General features: G+C 57.8%; 21 protein-coding genes. 11 read left to right on the forward strand and 10 right to left on the reverse strand.

Annotation, left to right across the window (positions count from 1 at the left end):
• Positions 1 to 12: 12 nt before the first annotated feature.
• Together KPHS_46880 and KPHS_46890 are read left to right on the forward strand one after the other, a co-directional pair.
• Entirely contained in the window at positions 13 to 1,056 is a 1,044-nt protein-coding gene (locus tag KPHS_46880) for a galactitol-1-phosphate dehydrogenase (RefSeq protein YP_005228988.1), read from the forward strand.
• Between the two features lie 110 nt (positions 1,057 to 1,166).
• Positions 1,167 to 1,940, forward strand: coding sequence for a putative DEOR-type transcriptional regulator (locus KPHS_46890; protein YP_005228989.1), 774 nt, complete (start codon positions 1,167 to 1,169; stop codon positions 1,938 to 1,940).
• A gap of 34 nt (positions 1,941 to 1,974) precedes the next feature.
• Here the strand turns inward: KPHS_46890 and KPHS_46900 are convergent, their stop codons facing one another.
• Both KPHS_46900 and KPHS_46910 read right to left on the reverse strand, forming a co-directional pair.
• Positions 1,975 to 2,865 (reverse strand): Fic family protein, encoded by an 891-nt coding sequence (locus KPHS_46900; RefSeq protein ID YP_005228990.1) that lies wholly within the window; start codon positions 2,863 to 2,865, stop codon positions 1,975 to 1,977.
• A gap of 114 nt (positions 2,866 to 2,979) precedes the next feature.
• Positions 2,980 to 3,843, reverse strand: a complete 864-nt coding sequence (locus KPHS_46910) for a methyltransferase domain-containing protein (protein YP_005228991.1) — start codon at positions 3,841 to 3,843, stop codon at positions 2,980 to 2,982.
• A 63-nt stretch (positions 3,844 to 3,906) separates the two neighbouring features.
• Between KPHS_46910 and KPHS_46920 the strand changes: the two genes are divergently transcribed.
• Genes KPHS_46920 through KPHS_46950 form a run of 4 tightly spaced genes read left to right on the forward strand, consistent with a single transcriptional unit; the run spans position 3,907 to position 7,569 of the window.
• Positions 3,907 to 6,024, forward strand: coding sequence for a penicillin-binding protein activator (locus tag KPHS_46920; RefSeq protein YP_005228992.1), 2,118 nt, complete (start codon positions 3,907 to 3,909; stop codon positions 6,022 to 6,024).
• Entirely contained in the window at positions 5,982 to 6,368 is a 387-nt protein-coding gene (locus tag KPHS_46930) for a YraN family protein (RefSeq protein ID YP_005228993.1), read from the forward strand. The genes KPHS_46920 and KPHS_46930 overlap by 43 nt, the downstream gene beginning before the upstream one ends.
• 25 nt (positions 6,369 to 6,393) lie before the next feature.
• Entirely contained in the window at positions 6,394 to 6,984 is a 591-nt protein-coding gene (locus tag KPHS_46940) for a putative phosphoheptose isomerase (protein ID YP_005228994.1), read from the forward strand.
• A gap of 9 nt (positions 6,985 to 6,993) precedes the next feature.
• The gene (locus KPHS_46950; RefSeq protein ID YP_005228995.1) at positions 6,994 to 7,569 is read left to right on the forward strand and encodes a divisome-associated lipoprotein YraP; all 576 of its coding nucleotides are present in this window, start codon (positions 6,994 to 6,996) and stop codon (positions 7,567 to 7,569) included.
• A gap of 121 nt (positions 7,570 to 7,690) precedes the next feature.
• Here KPHS_46950 and KPHS_46960 read toward each other — a convergent pair whose 3' ends face one another.
• Positions 7,691 to 8,731 carry a permease gene (locus tag KPHS_46960; RefSeq protein ID YP_005228996.1) on the reverse strand — a complete coding sequence of 347 codons (1,041 nt, stop codon included), beginning with the start codon at positions 8,729 to 8,731 and terminating at the stop codon, positions 7,691 to 7,693.
• A 75-nt stretch (positions 8,732 to 8,806) separates the two neighbouring features.
• The gene (locus KPHS_46970) at positions 8,807 to 9,454 is read right to left on the reverse strand and encodes a putative NADH dehydrogenase (RefSeq protein ID YP_005228997.1); all 648 of its coding nucleotides are present in this window, start codon (positions 9,452 to 9,454) and stop codon (positions 8,807 to 8,809) included.
• Positions 9,455 to 9,582: 128 nt separating this feature from the next.
• On the opposite strand from KPHS_46970, the gene KPHS_46980 reads away from it, so the two are divergent.
• Positions 9,583 to 10,119 carry a putative intracellular proteinase gene (locus tag KPHS_46980; protein YP_005228998.1) on the forward strand — a complete coding sequence of 179 codons (537 nt, stop codon included), beginning with the start codon at positions 9,583 to 9,585 and terminating at the stop codon, positions 10,117 to 10,119.
• Here KPHS_46980 and KPHS_46990 read toward each other — a convergent pair.
• Positions 10,081 to 10,524 (reverse strand): YhbP family protein, encoded by a 444-nt coding sequence (locus KPHS_46990; RefSeq protein YP_005228999.1) that lies wholly within the window; start codon positions 10,522 to 10,524, stop codon positions 10,081 to 10,083. The genes KPHS_46980 and KPHS_46990 overlap by 39 nt on opposite strands.
• Positions 10,525 to 10,573: 49 nt before the next feature.
• On the opposite strand from KPHS_46990, the gene KPHS_47000 reads away from it, so the two are divergent.
• Positions 10,574 to 10,864 (forward strand): GIY-YIG nuclease family protein, encoded by a 291-nt coding sequence (locus tag KPHS_47000; RefSeq protein YP_005229000.1) that lies wholly within the window; start codon positions 10,574 to 10,576, stop codon positions 10,862 to 10,864.
• On the opposite strand, the gene KPHS_47010 is transcribed toward KPHS_47000, so the two are convergent.
• Both KPHS_47010 and KPHS_47020 read right to left on the reverse strand, forming a co-directional pair.
• On the reverse strand, positions 10,851 to 11,342 hold the full coding sequence (locus tag KPHS_47010; protein ID YP_005229001.1) for an N-acetyltransferase: 492 nt from the start codon (positions 11,340 to 11,342) through the stop codon (positions 10,851 to 10,853). The genes KPHS_47000 and KPHS_47010 overlap by 14 nt on opposite strands.
• Before the next feature lie 5 nt (positions 11,343 to 11,347).
• Complete coding sequence (locus tag KPHS_47020; RefSeq protein ID YP_005229002.1) at positions 11,348 to 11,872, reverse strand: SCP2 domain-containing protein; 525 nt, start codon at positions 11,870 to 11,872, stop codon at positions 11,348 to 11,350.
• Positions 11,873 to 12,093: 221 nt separating this feature from the next.
• Between KPHS_47020 and KPHS_47030 the strand changes: the two genes are divergently transcribed.
• From KPHS_47030 to KPHS_47050, 3 genes are all read left to right on the forward strand, one after another.
• Complete coding sequence (locus tag KPHS_47030) at positions 12,094 to 13,089, forward strand: peptidase, U32 family (RefSeq protein ID YP_005229003.1); 996 nt, start codon at positions 12,094 to 12,096, stop codon at positions 13,087 to 13,089.
• A gap of 5 nt (positions 13,090 to 13,094) precedes the next feature.
• Entirely contained in the window at positions 13,095 to 13,973 is an 879-nt protein-coding gene (locus tag KPHS_47040; protein ID YP_005229004.1) for a putative protease, read from the forward strand.
• Positions 13,974 to 14,116: 143 nt separating this feature from the next.
• The gene (locus KPHS_47050) at positions 14,117 to 15,124 is read left to right on the forward strand and encodes an LLM class flavin-dependent oxidoreductase (protein ID YP_005229005.1); all 1,008 of its coding nucleotides are present in this window, start codon (positions 14,117 to 14,119) and stop codon (positions 15,122 to 15,124) included.
• Between the two features lie 44 nt (positions 15,125 to 15,168).
• Here the strand turns inward: KPHS_47050 and KPHS_47060 are convergent, their stop codons facing one another.
• The 3 genes from KPHS_47060 to KPHS_47080 form a co-directional block, all read right to left on the reverse strand.
• Positions 15,169 to 16,413, reverse strand: a complete 1,245-nt coding sequence (locus tag KPHS_47060) for a tryptophan permease (RefSeq protein ID YP_005229006.1) — start codon at positions 16,411 to 16,413, stop codon at positions 15,169 to 15,171.
• Between the two features lie 144 nt (positions 16,414 to 16,557).
• The gene (locus tag KPHS_47070; RefSeq protein ID YP_005229007.1) at positions 16,558 to 18,489 is read right to left on the reverse strand and encodes an ATP-dependent RNA helicase DeaD; all 1,932 of its coding nucleotides are present in this window, start codon (positions 18,487 to 18,489) and stop codon (positions 16,558 to 16,560) included.
• Between the two features lie 177 nt (positions 18,490 to 18,666).
• A complete protein-coding gene (locus tag KPHS_47080) occupies positions 18,667 to 19,551 on the reverse strand; it encodes a lipoprotein NlpI (RefSeq protein ID YP_005229008.1) in 885 nt (294 codons plus the stop codon).
• Between the last annotated feature and the right edge of the window lie 100 nt (positions 19,552 to 19,651).

The raw sequence follows: 19,651 nt of genomic DNA on the forward strand, positions 1-19,651 counted from the left end.
CTGGAGAATGTTATGAAATCAGTGGTAATCCATGCTGAGGGGAACGTCTGCGTTGAAGAACGCCCTATCCCCACGCTGCAAACGGAAAACGATGTCCTGGTCAAAGTGGTCAGTTCCGGGTTATGCGGCTCCGATATCCCGCGCATTTTCGCCAAAGGGGCGCATTACTACCCTATTACGCTGGGGCACGAATTCAGCGGTTATGTGGAATCCTACGGCGCGGCGGTAACCGACCTGCAGCCCGGCGATGCCGTCGCCTGCGTGCCGCTGCTGCCTTGCTTCCAGTGCCCGCAATGCCAGCGCGAGTATTTCTCTTTATGTAAACAGTATCAGTTCGTCGGCTCACGCAGCGAAGGCGGCAACGCCGAATATGTGGTGGTAAAGCGCGCCAACCTGTTCCGCCTGCCGGACCAGATGCCAATTGATGATGGCGCGTTTATCGAACCGATAACCGTTGGCCTGCACGCTTTTCATCTGGCGCAGGGCTGTGAAGGTAAAAACGTGATTATTATCGGCGCCGGCACCATCGGCCTGCTGGCGCTACAGTGCGCCCGCGAACTGGGCGCCAACAGCGTCACGGCGATCGATATCAATCCGCAGAAGCTGGAGCTGGCCAAAACCCTCGGCGCAACCCATGTGTTCAACAGTCGCGAGATGAGCGGCCAGGCGATTCAGCAGGCGCTGGAATCCATTCAGTTCGACCAGTTAGTCCTCGAGACCGCCGGTACGCCGCAGACCGTCGCGCTGGCGATTGAGGCCGCCGGTCCGCGGGCGCAGCTGGCGTTGGTTGGCACGCTTCATCACGATTTAACCCTCCTGGCAGCCACCTTCGGGCAGATTCTGCGTAAGGAGTTGAATATTGTGGGTAGCTGGATGAACTACTCTGGCCCGTGGCCGGGAGAAGAGTGGCAAACGGCCACCCGTCTGCTGACTGAAAAACGCCTGCAGCTGGCGCCGCTGATCGCCCATCGTGGCGACGCAGAAAGCTTCGCTCGTGCAGTGCAGGCGCTCAACGGCGCGCCAATGCAAGGCAAAATCCTGCTCAAACTCTCTTGACCGCCCGAGCCAGCCATCAGCGCTGGCTCATCCAACCTTTCGAAAATTATCGTTCACCTTTCGTTACCCTTCGATTACACTGAGATGAGTTAATTATCAGGCAAATCAAGATGAACTCATTTGAACGAAGGAACAAAATTGTCGATATGGTGAATACGCAGGGTAGCGTATTGGTTCTAGACCTTTCGAATCTCTTTGGCATCTCTGAGGTAACGATCCGCGCCGATCTCCGCTTACTGGAAGAAAAAGGACTGTTAACCCGTTTTCACGGCGGCGCCGCCCGTGCGGGTAGCGACCTGACCGACGCCGAGAATCAGGAAGTGGTGCTTGAAGACCGCTATCAGCTTGCCAGCGATCCCAAAAAGCGCATCGCCCATGCCGCGGCAGCGATGATCCGTGAAGGTATGACGGTGATCCTCGATAGCGGTAGCACCACTCTTCTTATCGCCGAAGCATTAGTACGGATGACCAATATCACCGTCATCACCAACAGCCTGCCCGCCGCGTTTACTCTGGCAGAAAATAAAGATATCACCCTGGTGGTGTGCGGCGGTACCGTGCGGCACAAAACGCATTCGATGCACGGCACGATTGCCGAACGTTCGCTGCAAGGTATTTGCGCCGATTTGATGTTTGTCGGCGCCGACGGTATCGACGCCACCAATGGCATCACCACCTTTAACGAAGGCTACTCCATCAGCAGCGTGATGGCCGCCGCCGCGCATCAGGTGATCGCCGTGCTCGACGCCAGCAAATTCAATCGCCGGGGCTTTAACCAGGTACTGCCGATGGAAAAGATAGACTGCGTGATCACCGACGACGGCATTAGTGAAAATGACCGTGCAGCGTTAAGCAGCAAAAAGGTGGAACTGAAGATAGTGTAATTGCACGCTGAGTGGAACATCATGGCGGCTGGTTCTACTTAACCAGCCAGCTTCCACCTTTTTTGGCGCCTATGCGAATCAATCTCCCTTTCGCCTGTAGCCCTTGCAGATGACGCTCAACCGTACGTGCTGATATCCCCAAGATCTCCGCCAGCGCTCTCGCCGTTAATTCCGGCTTTTCGGTTAGCAAACGCAAAATTGCGTTTTCCGGTGGGGCTAATTTGACGTCGATTTCTTCCGACATTTCTTCCGACATTTCTTCCGACACGATGAATGAAGTTTCCAGACCTTCTTTCAGCGCCGCCAGGATATTTTGCAACATCCAGGTCACGAATAGCGTGCAATCACTGGTTTTATCACAAGCACCTAAAATGTCGTAATAACGTTCTTGCTGATGGTGGATCAGCGTTTCAACCGGCAGCCAGGCCAATTCCTGACGCCACTGGCTTAGAATCAACGTCTGCCATAAACGCCCCATCCGACCATTGCCATCAGCGAAAGGGTGAATGAACTCAAACTCGTAGTGAAAAACTGAACTGGCAATTAAAGGATGTAGCTCGGTGTGTTCCAGCCAACTGAGTAAATCAGCGATCAATCTTGGGACCTGGGCAGCAGGCGGAGCCATATGTATCACCTGCGTACCGCGATAAATGCCGACGTTTCCGCCACGTAAAGCGCCTGGACGATCAACCAGCCCGGTCATCAGCGTTTTATGCGCCGTCAGAAGATCGCTAATGTTTGCCGCATGCCATCCGGGCATTAATTCATAAGCACGAATGGCATTTCTCACTTCCTGAATATCCTTAGCCGGCGCCAGAACCCGTTTGCCTTCCAGCAGCGCCGTTACCTGTTCCATGCTCAGGCTATTATGTTCAATCGCGAGTGACGCCTGAATAGTACGAATGCGGTTTTCTTTACGCAGCAACGGCGATGCTTCTCCACGTTTCGCCGACCAATGCCCAAGCAATTCCCCAATCTCAACGACAAGGTTGAGGACCGAGGGTGTGATGCTAAACGGCGGTTGGTAACGACTCATCGTTTACTCCCCCTGCTGCTCCAGGGCGTACTTATACAACGCATTTTTCTTCACGCCGTGGATTTCCGCGGCCAGCGCGGCGGCTTTCTTCAGCGGCAGCTCCGCCTGCAGCAGCGCCAGAGTACGCAGCGCGGCCGCCGGCAGCGCCTCTTCCTGAGCCTTGAAACCTTCGACGATCAGCACCATCTCGCCTTTACGACGGTTTTCATCTTCCTTCACCCACGCCACCAGCTCACCAATCGGCGCGCCATGGATCGACTCCCAGGTTTTGGTCAGCTCACGAGCCAGCACCACATAGCGGGATTCTCCCAGTACCGCGCAGATATCCTCCAGACTCTCCACCAGACGGTGGGTCGACTCATAGAAGATAAGGGTGCGCGGCTCTTCTTCCAGCGCTTTCAGGGTATCGCGGCGGCCTTTCGATTTCGCCGGCAGGAAGCCTTCATAACAGAAACGGTCGGAAGGCAGGCCGGCGGCGCTCAGGGCGGCGATAGCCGCACAGGGGCCCGGCAGCGGCACCACGCGAATATTCGCTTCGCGACAGGTGCGCACCAGATGGTAACCAGGATCGTTAATCAGCGGCGTGCCGGCATCGGAAACCAGCGCGATGTTTTGCCCTTCTTTCAGTTTGGCAAGCAGGGTTTCCGCCTTTTGCTGCTCATTATGGTCGTGAAGCGCAAACAAACGGGCGTTTATCGCAAAATGTTGCAGCAGCAAACCGGTATGACGGGTATCTTCCGCTGCAATTAAATCAACAGCTTGCAGCACTTCCAGTGCACGCTGCGTGATATCAGACAGATTTCCTATCGGAGTGGGCACAATATAGAGCTGCCCCTGAGAATTATCCGCTGATTCGTGTTGTTTCATTGTCTCGTCCGTATTGCCGATTTAATATTGAGCATTGAGCCAAAAAAATATCACTGGACACTTATGGTACCGTCAACATTTCTTCGTTCTAAGCCCGCGCGCTGCCTGCCCATATTGCTGGCGACTCTTATTTTTGCTGGCTGCGGCACCCACACGCAGGATCAAAGCGCGGCGTTTATGCAGGGTACGTCGCAGGCCAACTCCAGTTTCTACTTACAGCAGATGCAGCAAAGCACGAATGATAGCAAGACCAACTGGCAATTACTCGCCATTCGTGCACTACTGCAGGAAGGGAAGAAGCAGCAGGCTATCGACCTGTTTAACCAGCTGCCGGCGAACCTGAACAGCACTCAGGCCCGTGAACAGTCGCTGCTGGCGGTGGAAGTGAAGCTGGCGCAGAACGATTATCAGGCCGCCCGTAATCTGCTGGCTAAGATCGATCCGACAAACCTTGAGCAGCCTCAGCAGGCGCGCTACTGGCAGGCGCAAATCGATGCCAGCCAGGGTAAACCATCGCTGACCCTGCTGCGCGCCTTAATCGCCCAGCAGCCGCTGCTGAGTGACGCCAAACAGCGTCAGAAAAATATTGATGCGACCTGGCAAGCGCTCACCTCGATGCCCCAGGACCAGGCCAATGCGCTGGTGATCAACGCCGATGAAAATATCCTCCAGGGCTGGCTGGATCTGCAGCGGATGTGGTTTGACAACCGCAACGATCCGACGCTACTGAAAGCGGGCGTTAAAGACTGGCAGACGCGCTATCCGCAAAACCCGGGCGCTAAAATGCTGCCGACGGCGCTTGTGAATATGCAAAACTATAAGCCCGCGTCCATCAACAAGATTGCGCTTTTTCTGCCGCTAAACGGTCAGGCGTCGATCTTCGGCCGCACTATCCAGCAGGGCTTTGAAGCCGCCAAAAACGGCGCGCCGTCGGTGACGGGCAGCGCGGTTCCCGCCCAGGTCGCCCAGGTCGCCCAGGCGGCGAATGTGTCCGGTAATGATGATGTGGTGAGTCCGTCGCAGGCAGAAATCAGCGATCTTACCGCCGCCGGAAGCCGCGCTGATCCGGTTCAGGCCCCGACGCAGGACCAGGCAGCGCCTGCTGCGGAACCGGCAGCCCAGGCGCCGGCAACATCCGCCACGCCGCAGACTACCGCTTCCCCGGCCACCCAGCCGGTTACCGCGCCGGCCGCACAGCCGCAGCCCGTGGTCGCAACCGCCGCCAACCCTTCTGCGGAACTGAAAATTTACGACACCACCAGCCAGCCGATAAGCCAGCTGCTCGCCCAGGCGCAGCAGGATGGCGCCACCCTGGTGGTTGGGCCGTTGCTGAAAGAAAACGTTGAAGAGGTTATCAAGAGCAACACGCCGCTCAATGTGCTGGCCCTCAACCAGCCGGAAAAAGTCGAAAGCCGCGCTAACCTCTGCTATTTCGCGCTTTCTCCGGAAGACGAAGCGCGTGACGCCGCCCGACATATCCACCAACAGGGGAAACAGACCCCGCTGCTGCTGGTTCCGCGCGGCGCGCTGGGCGATCGTGTGGTTAGCGCTTTTGCCGACGAGTGGCTGAAGCTGGGCGGCGCCAGCGTCCTGCAGCAGCGTTTTGGATCCACGGCCGAGCTGCGCGCCGGTGTGAACGGCGGCGGGGGCATTGCGCTGAGCGGCACCCCGGTCTCCACCCTGCCATCAGCGCAGAATAGCATCCTCGGCAGTGCGGATGAGATGCCGGTAAGCAGCGGCGGCAGCGTCGATGCGGCCTATATCCTCGCCACCCCGGAACAGATTGCCTATATCAAACCGATGATCGCCATGCGCAACGGCAGCCAGAGCAATGTCACCCTGTACGCCAGCTCGCGCAGCGCCCAGGGCACCGCGGGGCCGGATTTCCGTCTGGAGATGGAAGGCTTGCAGTATAGTGAGATCCCAATGCTGGCCGGCAGCAATCCGTCGCTAATGCAGCAAGCGCTGTCCGCGGTGCGTAATGACTACTCGCTGGCGCGCCTGTATGCCATGGGCGCTGACGCCTGGTCACTGGCAAATCACTTCACGCAAATGAGCCAGACGCCTGGCTTCGAGCTGAACGGCAATACCGGCGATCTGACGGCCAACCAGGATTGCGTGATTAACAGGAAACTGTCATGGCTCAAGTACCAGCAGGGAAAAATCGTTCCGGCCAGCTAAGCAAACAGACCGGTGATGCCTGGGAAAACCAGGCTCGCCGCTGGCTGGAAGGCCAGGGCCTGCGTTTTATCGCCGCCAATGCCCGCGAGCGTGGCGGCGAAATTGACCTTATCATGCGCGACGGCACGGTCACCGTTTTTATCGAAGTGCGCTACCGCCGTAGCGCCCGGTACGGTGATGCGGCAGCCAGCGTCACTCCGCAAAAACAACAACGACTGCTTAAAGCCGCCCGTTTGTGGCTCTGCCGACAGAATGGGAGCTTTGAGACTGTGGATTGCCGTTTCGATGTGGTAGCCTTCACCGGAAACGACATCCAATGGCTAAAAAACGCCTTTGGCGAATAGCGTAATACCAGAAGTAAGGGATCCCGTGCTCGACAGAATCAAAGCCTGCTTTACCGAAAGCATTCAAACCCAAATTGCCGCAGCGGAAGCACTCCCGGACGCCATCTCCCGGGCGGCGATGACGCTCGTCCAGTCCCTGCTTAACGGCAACAAAATCCTCTGTTGTGGTAATGGCACCTCCGCCGCCAACGCACAGCATTTTGCTGCCAGCATGATTAATCGCTTTGAAACGGAACGCCCTGGTTTACCTGCCATTGCACTAAATACCGATAATGTGGTCTTAACCGCCATCGCTAACGATCGCTTGCATGACGAGATCTACGCCAAGCAGGTGCGCGCCCTGGGACACGCCGGCGATGTGCTGCTGGCGATCTCTACGCGCGGAAACAGTCGGGACATCGTCAAGGCGGTGGAAGCCGCCGTGACCCGCGACATGACCATCGTCGCGTTAACCGGCTATGACGGCGGTGAGCTGGCGGGCCTGTTAGGTCAACAGGATGTCGAAATCCGCATCCCCTCCCATCGCAGCGCGCGTATCCAGGAGATGCACATGCTGACCGTCAACTGTCTGTGCGATTTGATAGATAACACTCTTTTTCCACACCAGGACGATTAAGGAGAACACATGAAGGCTCTCTCGCCCCTCGCCATCCTGCTTTCTGCACTACTGCTGCAGGGCTGCGTTGCCGCCGCGGTAGTCGGAACGGCAGCAGTCGGCACCAAAGCCGCAACGGACCCGCGTACGGTGGGAACCCAGGTCGATGACAGTACCCTGGAACTGCGCGTCAATAGCGCCTTGTCGAAAGATGAACAGATTAAGAAACAGGCCCGTATCAACGTCACCGCTTATCAGGGCAAAGTCCTGCTGACCGGCCAGTCGCCGACGCCGGACCTCTCCGCGCGCGCCAAGCAAATCGCCATGGGCGTGGAAGGGACCACGGAAGTGTTTAATGAAGTGCGCCAGGGCCAGCCGATTGGTTTAGGCACCGCCTCGTCTGATACCTGGATTACCACCAAGGTGCGTTCGCAGCTCCTGAGCACCGATCAGGTCAAATCCTCGAACGTGAAAGTAACCACGGAAAACAGCGAAGTCTTCCTGATGGGGCTGGTGACCGACCGCGAAGGCCGGGCGGCGGCGGATATTGCCAGCCGGGTAAGCGGCGTATCCCGGGTGACCACCGCCTTTACCTACATTAAATAAAGCTGCAGTTTCCCGGCTGGCGCTGCGCTTAGCCGGGCTACCGCCCCCTGTACGTTGTGTGCCGGGTAAGGCGTAGCCGCCACCCGGCATCCAATCCGGCTATGCGTACGTTTACGGCAAACTACACCAGCGCCAGCGCACCGACAATCGCCCCGCACAGCGCCACCAGTCCGCCCGTCAGCCACAGCGCTTTGGCTGGGAAGGCTTTACGCAGCATAATCAGCGACGGCACGCTCACTGCCGGCAGTGTGATGAGCAGCGCCAGCGCGGGCGCCGTCCCCATACCCGCCAGCATCATTGTCTGCACAATCGGAATTTCCGCCGCGGTAGGGATCACAAACAGGCAGCCGGCGATCGCCATCGCGATAACCCAGAACAACGTATTATCCACCACGCCATCGGCGTGCGGGAACAGCCAGACGCGCGCCGCTCCCAGCACCAGCACCGCGAGGATATAAACCGGGATCGTGTTCCAGAACAGCGTCCACAGCGCCCGCAGCCAGCGACTAAAGAAGCCGCCCTGGCTCGCCTCCGCCTGTACATCTGGCACCGCTACCGGCTGCGTCGCCGCCTCTTTCACCCATTTCTGCACCAGCGTCGCCACAGTTAATACTGTCGCCAGACCCGCCACCAGGCGAACCAGCGCAAACTGCCAGCCCAGAACAAAACCCATAAACACCAGCGTCGCCGGATTGAGCAGCGGGTTCCCCATCCAGAACGCCAGCGCCCCCCCCATCGACACCTGCTGTTTGCGCATCCCGGCCGTGACCGGCGCGGCGCAGCAGGTGCACATCATGCCGGGCAGCGAGAAAATCGCTCCCAGCAGCGTGCCCTGAAACCGCGATTGTCCAAGGGTGCGTAGCAGCCAGTCGCGCGGAATGAGAACCTGAATCAATGACCCGAGCAGCACGCCGAGCACCGCCGCTTTCCAGACGGCAAGGAAGTAAACCATCGCATAGTCCCACGCCGCCATCAGCGGGTTAGCGTCGGCCTGGGCGAGAATAGATTTACCGATACTGTGGGTTTCCGCAGCGGTGAAGGCTTTCCCGTAGTACGGCTGCCATTTGACGTACCACAGACCAACAATCACGACGAGAAAGAAAAGCGCGGGTTTCCACCATTGAAATGGTGACGCCGCCTGAGATGAAGACTGACCAGCCATAGCATTCCCCAGCAAGAAATGTGGATATGAATTGAAGCCGTGAATACTACGCCGGAAGCCTGCGTTTGCAAACCGCTATTCAGCCTGCCGCGCGGCGCGCTCCCGTAGTTCCGATGATGTCAGAATTCGCACCCCTTCGTGGGTGGGCGACAGCGCCTCCGCCAGCAGGGCGATCGCCACATCGCGGGCCGCAATGGATTTCCAGTTCCCCGGCAAGAGCCGGAACAATGGTGCGAGGAAGGTCTCATTGGCCCGCTTTTTTTCCCGCTCGCCTGACAGCATCGACGGCCTGGCGATGGTCAGCCGCGGCCAGTCTTGCTCAATCAGCGCCGCCTCCATTTCTCCCTTCACCCGATTGTAGAAAAACGGCGAGTGGGCGTTGGCGCCCATCGCGCTAACCACCAGCATATGTTGCGCACCCAGTCGTTTGCCGGTCAGCGCGGTATCAACCACCAGCGTGTAGTCAGCATGGACGAAGGCCTCTTTGCTCCCGGCCTCCCGGCGCGTCGTTCCCAGGCAACAGAAGACGATATCCACCGGGTCAACCACCTGCGCCAGGGCATCGGTCAGCTGGGGATCGTGAGGATTAAAGACACCTTCCGCTGGCGCCAGCGGGCGACGCGTCGGCGCGGCGATGGTGCTTATACGGGGCTCATTCTGCAGCAGCCGGAGTAAGTGACCGCCAACTAACCCGGTCGCGCCGGTTAATAATACCTGACTCATTGGTTCTCCTTTACAGAATTCTCCGCCTTGCACTTTCAGGCTCATGTTCCAGGCTTAATACCTTACAAGGTAAGTATCCACCATCATCATGGAATTACCTCATTGACCATCCAGACAGTGGAGGAAGCATGAGTAAAAAGATAGCCGTCCTCATTACCGACGACTTTGAAGATTCTGAATTTACCTCTCCCGCCGAAGCCTTTAAGCTCGCCGGGCATCAGGTCATCACGATCGAAAAGCAGGCTGGCAAAACGGTGAAGGGTAAGCAGGGAGAAGCCGAGGTCGCCATCGACAGAGCCATCGATGACGTCACACCGGGTGAATTTGATGCCTTATTGCTGCCCGGGGGCTACTCTCCCGACCAGCTGCGTGGTGATGAACGCTTCGTCACCTTTACCCGCGATTTTGTCAACGGCGGTAAGCCGGTGTTTGCCATCTGCCACGGTCCGCAGCTGCTGATCAGCGCCGATGTGATCCGCGGACGTAAGCTCACGGCGGTGAAACCGATTGTGGTGGATGTGAAAAACGCCGGGGGCGAGTTTTACGACCAGGAGGTGGTGGTCGATAACGAACAGCTGGTCACCAGCAGAACGCCGGACGATCTGCCGGCCTTCAATCGCGAAGCGCTACGCCTGCTCGGCGCCGGCATCACGCCGCCAGTGTAATTTTTTCCCGAAACCCAGCGTGTTGTCGGTAAATTTGATTTCGTCCGGACGAATCTCCCATACCGGCGCCGACAGCATGCGGGCCACCGGGAAGCGCTTGACGTAGCGCTGGCGCATTCGCGCCTCTTCGTCACCGCTCAGACGACGGATCTCGCCTTTGAACTGCACGCCGCGGATCAGGGCCACGGTTTTTGGCTGGCCGTTAACCGTGCCGGCCACCTTCGCCCTCTGTCCGGTCATCTGGCCATGGCGGGTGTGCTCCTCGCTGAGCAGATAAAAGGCCACGGTATCCGGGTCATAGACGTAAAAGGCATTCGCGCACCACAGCTCGTCTTCACGGGAGACGCACCAGGTGACGACGTGCTGTTTACTCAGCCAGCGACCAATGGCGGCAAGCGTATCCATCTTTCTTCTCCATTATGCTATGGTGCACACACCTTACCATAGTGACTTTGTGACCGTGTGCTGGTTTCTGTATCTCATTCGAACCGCGGATAATCGCCTTTATACCGGCATCACCACCGACGTGCCACGCCGCTTTCGCCAGCATCAGGCGGGAAAAGGCGCAAAGGCGTTGCGCGGCAAAGGCGACCTGCAGCTGGCCTTTAGCCACGAAGTTGGTGAACACTCACTTGCATTGCGACTGGAATATCGCGTCAAGCAGCTAACGAAGCGCGAAAAAGAGCGCCTCGTTGCCGGAGAGGATGCCTTCGAAACCCTGCTGGCAAGGCTTAAAGACGATTAAAGTGCTCGCTGTATTCTACCTGGCCATGGACGCCGTCGAGGGCGTCATCCGCCAGACGGTGAACCTGGAACGCCTCGGCGCTGTCCGGCCAGCGGCAGCGGAGATCGAAGCGCGCGGCCGGTTCAAAGCCGAAGCGACGGTATAAATCCGGGTCGCCCAGCGTCACCACCGCGGCGTAGCCAAACTCATTCAGCGAGTCCAGCCCTTCATAAACCAGCTGCCGGCCAATGCCCTGTCCGCGGTAGCGTTCATCTACCGCCAGCGGCGCCAGGCCGACCCACTGCAGCTCCTCACCTTCCACCGCCACCGGGCTGAAGGCAACGTAGCCGATCACCTGGCCTTCATCATCCGTCGCCACTACCCCCAGCGTGATCAGTCCATCTTCACGCAGATCGTGCACCAGCTGCGCTTCGGCATCGCGGCCGAAGGTACGACGCAGCAGCGCGTCGATTCCCGGTGCATCAATCCCAATCTCCACTCGAATCAGCATGCCTCACCTACCGATGTCTGTTCAGGTTTCTGCGGGCTCTTCAGTCCAGCTTCGACAAAATCCGCCAGTTGCAGCAACATCACGCGCAGCGCTTTTGGCATCTGCTCGAGCTCAATGGCGTCCATCAAATTTTTTACATACAGCCCCAGCTCCGTATCGCCTTCAATGACCAGACGACGCTGGAAGAATAGCGTATCCGGATCCTGCTTGCGCGCGGCGATCATTAACAGATCGCTGGCGTCGGCGCTGAAGCTGACGTCGGCGTCGGCCTGCTGGCTGACCACCAGTCGACCATCGACTACCGAGGTATACCACAGCAGACCGATGTCACGCACATGAATACTTAACCAACGCCCCTCAAGAAACTCCAGCTCCCCCTCCGCCAGCGCCTGGCGAAACTGCCAGCTCAGCACTTGCTCCAGCACCTGGCGCTTGAGGGCAAAAGGCGCCAGCTTAACCGGCACGCTCATTAAAGACGGGCCAAAGTGGACCAGCCGGGAACGCAGTTTATCCAACACAAGCTTTACTCCATGAATGCAATAGTTCCGCTATTGTGCCATATCACATAAACAACATAGCGGCGTAAATCAACAAAAACGCGATGACGGCCGCCAGTTATTGGCGCCGCCAATACACTTTTAACTGCCTCAAATCAAAAATTGTCACCAGAAGGTTAACTAAAATCCCTGCTCGTTAACCATTCAGCGTCCCTGACGGGCCGCATTTTTCAGGAAAAATTATGGAGCTGCTCTGCCCAGCCGGTAACCTTCCGGCGCTTAAGGCGGCCATCGAAAACGGCGCCGATGCCGTCTATATCGGGCTGAAAGATGACACCAACGCCCGCCACTTTGCCGGCCTTAATTTCACCGAAAAGAAACTGCAGGAAGCCGTCAGCTTTGTGCATCAGCACCGTCGTAAGCTGCATATCGCCATCAATACCTTCGCTCATCCCGACGGCTACGCCCGCTGGCAGCGAGCAGTGGATATGGCCGCTCAACTGGGCGCCGATGCGCTCATTCTGGCCGATATCGCCATGCTGGAGTACGCTGCGGAGCGTTACCCACACATTGAGCGTCACGTTTCGGTGCAGGCTTCCGCCACCAATGAAGAGGCCATTCGCTTCTATCATCGCAACTTCGACGTCGCGCGCGTCGTACTGCCGCGCGTGTTGTCTATTCATCAGGTGAAACAGTTGGCCCGCGCCACGCCGGTGCCGCTGGAAGTCTTCGCCTTCGGCAGCCTGTGCATCATGGCGGAAGGCCGCTGCTATCTCTCTTCCTACCTGACCGGCGAATCGCCCAACACCGTCGGCGCCTGTTCGCCTGCCCGCTTCGTACGCTGGCAGCAAACGCCGCAGGGGCTGGAATCGCGTCTCAATGAAGTGCTGATTGACCGTTATCAGGATGGCGAAAATGCCGGTTATCCGACGCTGTGCAAAGGCCGCTACCTGGTTGATGGCGAGCGCTATCACGCGCTGGAGGAGCCCACCAGCCTCAACACCCTGGAACTGTTGCCGGAATTGATGGCCGCCAATATCGCCTCGGTGAAAATCGAAGGCCGTCAGCGCAGCCCGGCTTACGTGACCCAGGTGGCGAAAGTCTGGCGCCAGGCGATCGATCGCTGCAAAGCCGATCCGCAGAATTTCGTACCGCAGTCCGCCTGGATGGAGACCCTGGGCGCCATGTCCGAGGGGACACAAACTACCCTTGGCGCTTATCACCGTAAATGGCAGTGAGAAACATGAAATATTCATTAGGGCCGGTGCTGTACTACTGGCCAAAAGAGACGCTGGAAGATTTTTACCAGCAGGCGGCAAACTGCAGCGCCGACACCATTTATCTCGGCGAAGCGGTATGCAGCAAACGCCGCGCCACCAAAGTTGGCGACTGGATCGAAATGGCGAAAACGCTGGCCGCTAGCGGCAAGCAGGTGGTGCTCTCCACCCTCGCGCTGGTGCAGGCCTCTTCTGAACTGGGCGAGCTGAAGCGCTATGTCGATAACGGCGAATTTCTGATTGAGGCTAGTGATTTGGGCGTGGTAAATCTCTGCGCCGAACGCAAGCTACCGTTCGTCGCCGGGCATGCGCTGAACTGCTACAACGCCGTCACCCTGCGCCTGCTGCGGAAACAGGGCATGGTGCGCTGGTGCATGCCGGTGGAACTCTCCCGCGACTGGCTGGCTAATTTACTGACCCAGTGCGAAGAGCTGGGTATCCGCAACCAGTTTGAAGTCGAAGTGCTGAGCTACGGCCATCTGCCGCTGGCTTATTCCGCGCGCTGCTTTACCGCCCGCTCGGAAGACCGGCCAAAGGACGAGTGCGAAACCTGCTGCATCAAGTACCCAACCGGGCGCAGCATGCTGTCGCAGGAGAACCAGCAGGTGTTCGTGCTCAATGGTATTCAGACCATGAGCGGCTACGTCTATAACCTGGGCAATGAGCTGACCTCCATGCACGGCCTGGTGGATATGGTGCGCCTGTCGCCGATGGGCAACGAGACCTTCGCCATGCTCGAGGCCTTCCGCGCCAACGAAAACGGCGCTGCGCCGCTGGATCTCACCAGCAATAGCGATTGCAACGGCTACTGGAAACGATTGCCAGGACTGGTGCTTCAGGCCTGATAAACCGCTCACTTTGTTAACAACAGTGCTCAGATTTTAATGCATTATTAAAGATGCAGCTTTTCTGGCTGGCGCGTCCAGGATGCGCCAGGCTGGAAGAAGACCTTCAATCTGATGACGATGCTGTAGCAAAGTGAGCCTTTATGACTGACAAATCTGTTCCATTCTCGGTGCTCGATCTGGCGCCGATCCCGCAAGGATCTTCTGCCAAAGAAGCCTTTACCCACTCTCTGGATCTCGCCCGGCTGGCCGAATCGCGCGGCTATCATCGCTACTGGCTGGCGGAGCATCATAATATGGTCGGCATTGCCAGCGCAGCGACCTCGGTGCTGATTGGCTATCTCGCCGCCAACACCACCACCCTGCATCTCGGGTCCGGCGGCGTGATGCTGCCTAACCACTCTCCACTGGTGATAGCTGAGCAGTTCGGCACCCTGAACACCCTTTACCCCGGGCGGATCGACCTCGGCCTTGGCCGCGCGCCGGGCAGCGATCAGCCGACCATGCGCGCCCTGCGTCGCCATATGAGCGGCGATGTCGATAATTTCCCGCGCGATGTAGCGGAACTGGTGGACTGGTTTGACGCCCGCGATCCGAACCCGCACGTGCGCCCGGTTCCCGGCTACGGGGAGCGCATTCCAGTATGGCTGCTGGGCTCAAGCCTCTATAGCGCGCAACTGGCGGCGCAGCTCGGCCTGCCGTTTGCCTTCGCCTCGCACTTCGCGCCGGATATGTTGTTCCAGGCCCTGCATCTGTATCGCAGCAATTTCAAACCTTCGGCGCGGCTGGAAAAACCGTACGCGATGGTGTGTATCAATATCATCGCCGCCGACAGCAACCGCGATGCGGAGTTTCTCTTCACCTCCATGCAACAGGCGTTTGTGAAGCTGCGTCGCGGCGAGACCGGTCAGTTGCCGCCGCCGGTGGAAAATATGCATCAGCTGTGGTCAGCGTCCGAGCAGTATGGTGTGCAGCAGGCACTGAGCATGTCGTTGGTCGGCGATAAAACTAAAGTCCGCCATGGGCTAGAGTCGATTCTGCGTGAAACCGAGGCGGACGAAATCATGGTCAATGGCCAGATCTTCGACCACCAGGCGCGTCTGCATTCTTTCGATTTAGCGATGCAGGTGAAAGAGGAGCTGTTGGGGTAACACACACGTCAGCCCGGTGGACGTCGCGCCACCGGGCAATAGCTTTACTGATAAACCGGCAGCAGATTGACGCTCGACAGGATATGTACAACCGCATTGCCGAGGCCAAAGAGCAGGATCAGCACAATCATTGGCGTTCCGCCCCAAACGCGGAACTGTGGGCTGCCGAAGCGTTTGCGTGAGGCGTGAGCCAGCAGCGCCGGTACAATCGCCGCCCAGATCGTCGCCGCCAGGCCAGCATAGCCGATGGCGTAGAGGAAACCATCGGGTTTGACCAGTCCGCCAATCATCGGCGGGATAAAGGTCAGCAGCGCGGTTTTAAAGCGTCCCATCGCGCTATCGTCAAAGCCAAACAGATCCGCCAGGTAGTCGAACAGCCCCAGCGTTACGCCGAGGAACGAACTGGCGACAGCAAAGTTCGAGAACACCACCAGCAGCAGATCCAGACTCCGACTATTCAGCACGCCGCTCAGCGCCTGCACCAGCACATCAATGTTGCCGCCCTTCTGCGCGATGTCGATAAACTGCGGACGAGGGATGTTACCCATCGTCACCAGCAGCCAAACGACATACAGACCCAGCGCCAGCAGCGTACCGTAGGTTAAGCAGCGGATGATGGTGCGCGGATCTTTTCCGTAGTATTTCATCAGGCTCGGCACGTTGCCGTGATAGCCAAACGAGGCCAGGCAGAACGGGAGCGTCATCAGCAGGTATGGCGCATAGGAGGCATTCTTCTCCGCAACGTTAAATAACGTCGTCGGCTCGACGTGCCCGAGCAGGCTACCGAAGGTCAGGAAGAAGGTGATCACCTTAGCGCCCAGTACGATAGCCGTCATGCGGCTCACCGCTTTGGTGCTCATCCAGACGATAAACGCCACCAGCAGCGCAAAGCCGAAGCCCGCCGCGCGCGCCGGCACCTTCAGCGACAGTTCACTGAAGGTGTGGTGGAGGATCGAACCGCTCGCCGAAATATAGGCGTAGGTCAGGATATAGAGCACAAAGGCGATTGATACACCGTTCACCAGGTTCCAGCCCTTGCCGAGCAGGTCTTTGGTAATGGTGTCGAAGCTGGAGCCGATGCGGTAGTTAAGATTGGCCTCGAGGATCATCAAACCGGAGTGCAGCATGCAGAACCAGGTGAAGACCAGCGCCGCCAGCGACCAGAAAAACCACGCGCCGGACATCACCACCGGCAGCGAGAACATGCCCGCGCCGATAATCGTGCCGCCGATAATCACCACGCCGCCAAACAGAGACGGACGGGTTGCCGTAGTGGTTAGTGTCGCCATTTACCGATTTCTCCAGTCGAAAATACTTCGCTCACGTTGAGCATGACGCACTGTACCAGTACACGAGTACAAAGGGAATAAAAAAAGCCCCAATCATGACGATCGGGGCTGTATTATTTAGTTTACGCTAGCGGGCGGCGTTGATTACGCATCGCCACCGAAGCGACGGCGGCCGGCTGAGTCATCGCGGCGCGGCGCGGATGCATCGTCACGACGCGGCGCACGGCCTTCACGACGTTCGCCGCTGAAACGACGTCCTTCACCACGACCGCCTTCACGACGTTCGCCACCGAAGCCACGGCCGCCTTCACGACGCTCGCCGCCAAAGCCACGGCCGCCTTCGCGACGCTCACCGCCGCCACGACGTTCGGTGCGCGGCTGCGCATCGCCCAGCAGCTGCATGTTCATCGGCTTGTTCAGGATACGGGTACGAGTAAAGTGCTGCAGCACTTCGCCCGGCATCCCTTTCGGCAGCTCAATGGTGGAGTGAGAAGCGAACAGCTTGATGTTACCGATGTAACGGCTGCTGATATCGCCTTCATTGGCGATCGCGCCAACGATATGACGCACTTCAACGCCGTCATCGCGACCCACTTCAATGCGATACAGCTCCATGTCACCCACGTCACGACGCTCACGCTTCGGACGATCTTCGCGATCGCCGCGCGGGCCGCGATCATTACGGTCGCCACGACGGTCGAAACGATCGTCACGATCGCGGAATTCACGACGTGGACGCATCGGCGCGTCCGGCGGAACGATCAGCGAACGTTCGCCCTGAGCCATCTTCAGCAGCGCAGCAGCCAGCGTTTCCACGTCCAGCTCTTCACCTTCCGCCGTCGGCTGGATTTTCGCCAGCAGTGCACGGTACTGATCCAGATCGCTGCTTTCCAGCTGCTGCTGAACTTTCGCGGCGAATTTTTCCAGACGACGCTTGCTCAGCAGCTCCGCGTTAGGCAGTTCCACTTCAGGAATGGTCAGCTTCATGGTGCGTTCGATGTTGCGCAGCAGACGACGCTCGCGGTTCTCAACGAACAGCAGCGCGCGGCCAGCACGACCGGCACGACCAGTACGGCCGATACGGTGAACGTAGGATTCAGAATCCATTGGGATGTCGTAGTTCACCACCAGGCTGATACGCTCAACGTCCAGGCCACGGGCCGCAACGTCAGTCGCAATCAGGATATCCAGACGACCATCTTTCAGGCGTTCCAGAGTCTGCTCACGCAGCGCCTGGTTCATGTCGCCGTTCAGCGCCGCGCTGTTGTAGCCATTACGCTCCAGCGCTTCAGCTACTTCCAGGGTCGCGTTTTTGGTACGGACGAAGATAATCGCCGCATCAAAGTCTTCCGCTTCCAGGAAACGCACCAGCGCTTCGTTTTTACGCATGCCGTAGGCAGTCCAGTAGCTCTGGCTGATATCCGGGCGAGTCGTCACGCTGGACTGAATGCGCACTTCCTGCGGCTCTTTCATAAAGCGACGGGTAATGCGACGGATAGCTTCCGGCATGGTGGCGGAGAACAGCGCGGTCTGATGCCCTTCAGGGATCTGCGCCATAATGGTTTCTACGTCTTCGATAAAGCCCATGCGCAGCATTTCATCTGCTTCATCCAGTACCAGGCCGCTCAGTTTGGAGAGGTCCAGGGTGCCGCGCTTCAGGTGGTCCAGCAGACGACCCGGGGTACCGACGACGATCTGCGGACCCTGACGCAGGGCGCGCAGCTGCACGTCATAACGCTGGCCGCCGTACAGGGCAACCACGTTCACGCCGCGCATATGTTTAGAGAATTCCGTCATTGCTTCAGCAACCTGTACCGCCAGCTCGCGGGTCGGCGCCAGCACCAGAATCTGCGGTGCTCTCAGCTCAGGATCGATGTTGTTCAGCAGCGGTAAAGAGAATGCTGCGGTTTTACCGCTACCGGTCTGGGCCATACCCAGAACGTCGCGGCCGTCCAGCAGATGCGGAATGCACTCAGCCTGGATCGGAGATGGTTTTTCGTAACCCAGATCGGTGAGCGCTTCAAGGATAGGAGCCTTCAGGCCCAGATCTGCAAAAGTGGTTTCGAATTCAGCCATGTAGTACGTGTGCCTCAAAATTAATGGCGGCCAGTCTACATAACTCATCGTGAAAATTTACGGTAATTTTCATTGAAAAGTGTGAACCGGCTCAAAGTAGGTGTATTAACGAACAACAACGCCCTCACCCGCGAAGGTGATGGCAAGCAAAAAACTATGGGCTGATGTGTTCGTCAGCTATTGCTGGTCCGATTCTGCCAGGTCATCTTGCTCCTGGCCCAAGAGCGATAATTCCAACAATGCGTATCGGTGCTCAACGTAGTTGTGTACGTTGTTGGCGACCGCCAGTTTGAACAGTGCCGTAGCGCTGTCCTTGTCCCCCAGACTTAGGTAGTACTTACCTAAATAGAAGTTGGTTTCACTGAGATGCTCAGCGAGCGAGGTGTTATCCGTTGCGTCTGCCTTCAGACGAGTCATCAGCTCTTTTTCGCTAATGTCGCCAAGGTAGAACTCGACAATGTTCCATCCCCATTGCTCTTTATCCGACTTGTTTAAGCGCTCTCTGAGTGCTTCAAGCGCCCGCTTCTCGTCGAGTTTACGCTCGGCGATATAAAGCCACAGGCTACGGAAAGGATCATTGGGATCGTCTTGATAAAACGCCAGCAGATCATCTTGCGCTAACTTAGCCCGGCCGCCGTAATACAGGGCGATACCGCGGTTCAAGTGCGCGTAGTTGTAAGTTGGATCAAGCTCAAGTACAGAATCAAACGCTTCATAGGCAGCATCAAAATTGCCTGCCTGCGTTAAGTAAATGCCTAAGTAATTGAATACTTCCGGCATATCGGGTCGGATTGCCAGCGCTTGTGAAAAATCATTTCGCGCAAGTGCCCTCAGACCGAGACTATCATACAACACTCCGCGCTCATATAAAAGCTGTGCGCGTTCGTCATCGGATAAAGCCCGACTGGCAAGAATTTGTTCCATGCGTGCCAGAATCACTTCTTGCTGTAAAGTCGGTTGCAATGGTACTGCGAGGACGGCGTCCTTACGCCAGGCGGTGCTACTGCATCCTGCCAGCGTGAGAGCTGTCGCCACGAAACACCAGCGCAAAAAAGGCTTCATTTCCCACTCCCGAAGACAACGATTGGATGAACGTCCTGTTCCCCGGCTGCAAACGAGGCGTCCTGCCCGTAAAACGCCCTCCGCAAAAGCGGAGGGCTAA

It is taken from the genome of Klebsiella pneumoniae subsp. pneumoniae HS11286 (assembly GCF_000240185.1).
Lineage (GTDB): Bacteria > Pseudomonadota > Gammaproteobacteria > Enterobacterales > Enterobacteriaceae > Klebsiella > Klebsiella pneumoniae.

Bases quoted from the DNA above. Each gene is read 5' to 3' on its own strand.
- KPHS_47080 (YP_005229008.1), bottom strand. From the start codon at position 19,551: ATGAAGCCTTTTTTGCGCTGGTGTTTCGTGGCGACAGCTCTCACGCTG.
- KPHS_46930 (YP_005228993.1), top strand. From the start codon at position 5,982: ATGGCTCAAGTACCAGCAGGGAAAAATCGTTCCGGCCAGCTAAGCAAA.
- KPHS_46920 (YP_005228992.1), top strand. From the start codon at position 3,907: ATGGTACCGTCAACATTTCTTCGTTCTAAGCCCGCGCGCTGCCTGCCC.
- KPHS_47070 (YP_005229007.1), bottom strand. From the start codon at position 18,489: ATGGCTGAATTCGAAACCACTTTTGCAGATCTGGGCCTGAAGGCTCCT.
- KPHS_46970 (YP_005228997.1), bottom strand. From the start codon at position 9,454: ATGAGTCAGGTATTATTAACCGGCGCGACCGGGTTAGTTGGCGGTCAC.
- KPHS_47060 (YP_005229006.1), bottom strand. From the start codon at position 16,413: ATGGCGACACTAACCACTACGGCAACCCGTCCGTCTCTGTTTGGCGGC.
- KPHS_46950 (YP_005228995.1), top strand. From the start codon at position 6,994: ATGAAGGCTCTCTCGCCCCTCGCCATCCTGCTTTCTGCACTACTGCTG.
- KPHS_47050 (YP_005229005.1), top strand. From the start codon at position 14,117: ATGACTGACAAATCTGTTCCATTCTCGGTGCTCGATCTGGCGCCGATC.
- KPHS_47040 (YP_005229004.1), top strand. From the start codon at position 13,095: ATGAAATATTCATTAGGGCCGGTGCTGTACTACTGGCCAAAAGAGACG.
- KPHS_47030 (YP_005229003.1), top strand. From the start codon at position 12,094: ATGGAGCTGCTCTGCCCAGCCGGTAACCTTCCGGCGCTTAAGGCGGCC.
- KPHS_46980 (YP_005228998.1), top strand. From the start codon at position 9,583: ATGAGTAAAAAGATAGCCGTCCTCATTACCGACGACTTTGAAGATTCT.
- KPHS_46890 (YP_005228989.1), top strand. From the start codon at position 1,167: ATGAACTCATTTGAACGAAGGAACAAAATTGTCGATATGGTGAATACG.
- KPHS_46880 (YP_005228988.1), top strand. From the start codon at position 13: ATGAAATCAGTGGTAATCCATGCTGAGGGGAACGTCTGCGTTGAAGAA.
- KPHS_46990 (YP_005228999.1), bottom strand. From the start codon at position 10,524: ATGGATACGCTTGCCGCCATTGGTCGCTGGCTGAGTAAACAGCACGTC.
- KPHS_46910 (YP_005228991.1), bottom strand. From the start codon at position 3,843: ATGAAACAACACGAATCAGCGGATAATTCTCAGGGGCAGCTCTATATT.
- KPHS_46960 (YP_005228996.1), bottom strand. From the start codon at position 8,731: ATGGCTGGTCAGTCTTCATCTCAGGCGGCGTCACCATTTCAATGGTGG.